Origin of the sequence: Paenibacillus sp. 2KB_22 (assembly GCF_052115745.1) — a bacterium.
Classification (GTDB): domain Bacteria; phylum Bacillota; class Bacilli; order Paenibacillales; family Paenibacillaceae; genus Paenibacillus.
The window spans coordinates 1-2,748 of sequence record NZ_JBFRHG010000017.1; the positions used below are offsets into that span (position 1 = coordinate 1).

Annotated in this window: 1 rRNA gene; it reads left to right on the top strand. The window is 53.7% G+C overall.

The features are described 5' to 3' along the window. Positions 1-2,747: ribosomal RNA gene (locus AB4111_RS30930) — 23S ribosomal RNA — on the top strand; the annotation flags it as partial. Position 2,748: the final 1 nt, after the last annotated feature.

Consider the following 2,748-nt stretch of genomic DNA (forward strand, 5'->3'; position numbering starts at 1 on the left):
GCATACCAGGGGAACTGAAACATCTAAGTACCCTGAGGAAGAGAAAACAATAGTGATTCCGTCAGTAGCGGCGAGCGAACGCGGAGAAGCCCAAACCAGAGAGCTTGCTCTTTGGGGTTGTGGGACGTCTCACATGGAGTTACAAAGGARYCRGTTAARCGAAGAGGTCTGGAAAGGCCCGCCAAAGAAGGTAAAAGCCCTGTARTTGAAAGTYKRTTCYCTCCGAGACGGATCCCGAGTAGTGCGGGGCACGTGAAACCCCGTATGAATCCGGCAGGACCATCTGCCAAGGCTAAATACTTCCTAGCGACCGATAGTGAAGCAGTACCGTGAGGGAAAGGTGAAAAGCACCCCGGAAGGGGAGTGAAATAGAACCTGAAACCGTGTGCTTACAAAAAGTCAGAGCCCGTTTTAGGGGTGATGGCGTGCCTTTTGTAGAATGAACCGGCGAGTTACGTTCCCGTGCAAGGTTAAGGTGAAGAGCCGGAGCCGCAGCGAAAGCGAGTCTGAATAGGGCGACATAGTACGTGGACGTAGACCCGAAACCGGGTGATCTACCCCTGTCCAGGGTGAAGGTGCGGTAACACGCACTGGAGGCCCGAACCCACGCACGTTGAAAAGTGCGGGGATGAGGTGGGGGTAGCGGAGAAATTCCAATCGAACTCGGAGATAGCTGGTTCTCCCCGAAATAGCTTTAGGGCTAGCCTCGGAAAACAGAGTCGTGGAGGTAGAGCACTGATTGGGTGCGGGGCCCGCAAGGGTTACCAAGCTCAGTCAAACTCCGAATGCCATAGACTTACTTCCGGGAGTCAGACAGTGAGTGCTAAGATCCATTGTCAAAAGGGAAACAGCCCAGACCATCAGCTAAGGTCCCCAAGTGTGTGTTAAGTGGGAAAGGATGTGGAGTTGCACAGACAACCAGGATGTTGGCTTAGAAGCAGCCACCATTGAAAGAGTGCGTAATAGCTCACTGGTCGAGTGACTCTGCGCCGAAAATGTAACGGGGCTAAACACACCACCGAAGCTATGGCTTGATGCTTTGCATCAGGGGTAGGGGAGCGTTGTATAAGGGTTGAAGGTGTACCGTAAGGAGCGCTGGACATTATACAAGTGAGAATGCCGGTATGAGTAACGAAAAGATCAGTGAGAATCTGATCCGCCGAAAGCCTAAGGGTTCCTGAGGAAGGCTCGTCCGCTCAGGGTAAGTCGGGACCTAAGGCGAGGCCGAAAGGCGTAGTCGAAGGACAACAGGTCGAAATTCCTGTACCACCGTAAGCCGTTATGAGCAATGGGGGGACGCAGTAGGGTAGTGACGCGGACTGATGGATGTCCGTCTAAGCAGTGAGGCTGATGTGTAGGCAAATCCGCACATTGTAAGGCTGAGCTGTGATGGGGAGCGAAAATTRTAGTAGCGAAGGTCATGATCTCACACTGCCAAGAAAAGCCTCTAGCCAGGTGAAGGTGCCCGTACCGCAAACCGACACAGGTAGGCGAGAAGAGTATTCTAAGGCGCGCGGAAGAACTCTCGTTAAGGAACTCGGCAAAATGACCCCGTAACTTCGGGAGAAGGGGTGCCCCGGTAGTGTGAATAGCACGAGGGGGCCGCAGTGAAAAGGCCCAAGCGACTGTTTAGCAAAAACACAGGTCTGTGCGAAGCCGTAAGGCGAAGTATACGGGCTGACGCCTGCCCGGTGCTGGAAGGTTAAGGGGAGTGGTTAGGGAGYAATCCCGAAGCTGTGAACCGAAGCCCCAGTAAACGGCGGCCGTAACTATAACGGTCCTAAGGTAGCGAAATTCCTTGTCAGGTAAATTCTGACCCGCACGAATGGCGTAACGACTTGGGCGCTGTCTCAACGAGAGATCCGGTGAAATTTTAATACCTGTGAAGATGCAGGTTACCCGCGACAAGACGGAAAGACCCCATGGAGCTTTACTGCAGCTTGATATTGAATTTGGGTACGATCTGTACAGGATAGGTGGGAGCCTTTGAAGCGTGAGCGCCAGCTTGCGTGGAGGCAACGTTGGGATACCACCCTGATCGTATCTAGGTTCTAACCTGGTACCGTAATCCGGTGCGGGGACAGTGTCAGGTGGGCAGTTTGACTGGGGCGGTCGCCTCCTAAAGAGTAACGGAGGCGCCCAAAGGTTCCCTCAGAATGGTTGGAAATCATTCGAAGAGTGCAAAGGCATAAGGGAGCTTGACTGCGAGACCTACAAGTCGAGCAGGGACGAAAGTCGGGCTTAGTGATCCGGTGGTACCGCATGGAAGGGCCATCGCTCAACGGATAAAAGCTACCCTGGGGATAACAGGCTTATCTCCCCCAAGAGTCCACATCGACGGGGAGGTTTGGCACCTCGATGTCGGCTCATCGCATCCTGGGGCTGAAGTAGGTCCCAAGGGTTGGGCTGTTCGCCCATTAAAGCGGTACGCGAGCTGGGTTCAGAACGTCGTGAGACAGTTCGGTCCCTATCTGTCGTGGGCGTAGGAAATTTGAGAGGAGCTGTCCTTAGTACGAGAGGACCGGGATGGACGTACCGCTGGTGTACCAGTTGTTCCGCCAGGAGCACCGCTGGGTAGCTATGTACGGACGGGATAAACGCTGAAAGCATCTAAGCGTGAAGCCCCCCTCAAGATGAGATTTCCCAGTATGTAAGACCCCTTGAAGACGACGAGGTAGATAGGCTGGGGGTGGAAGTGCAGCAATGCATGGAGCTGACCAGTACTAATCGGTCGAGGGCTTATCCAAT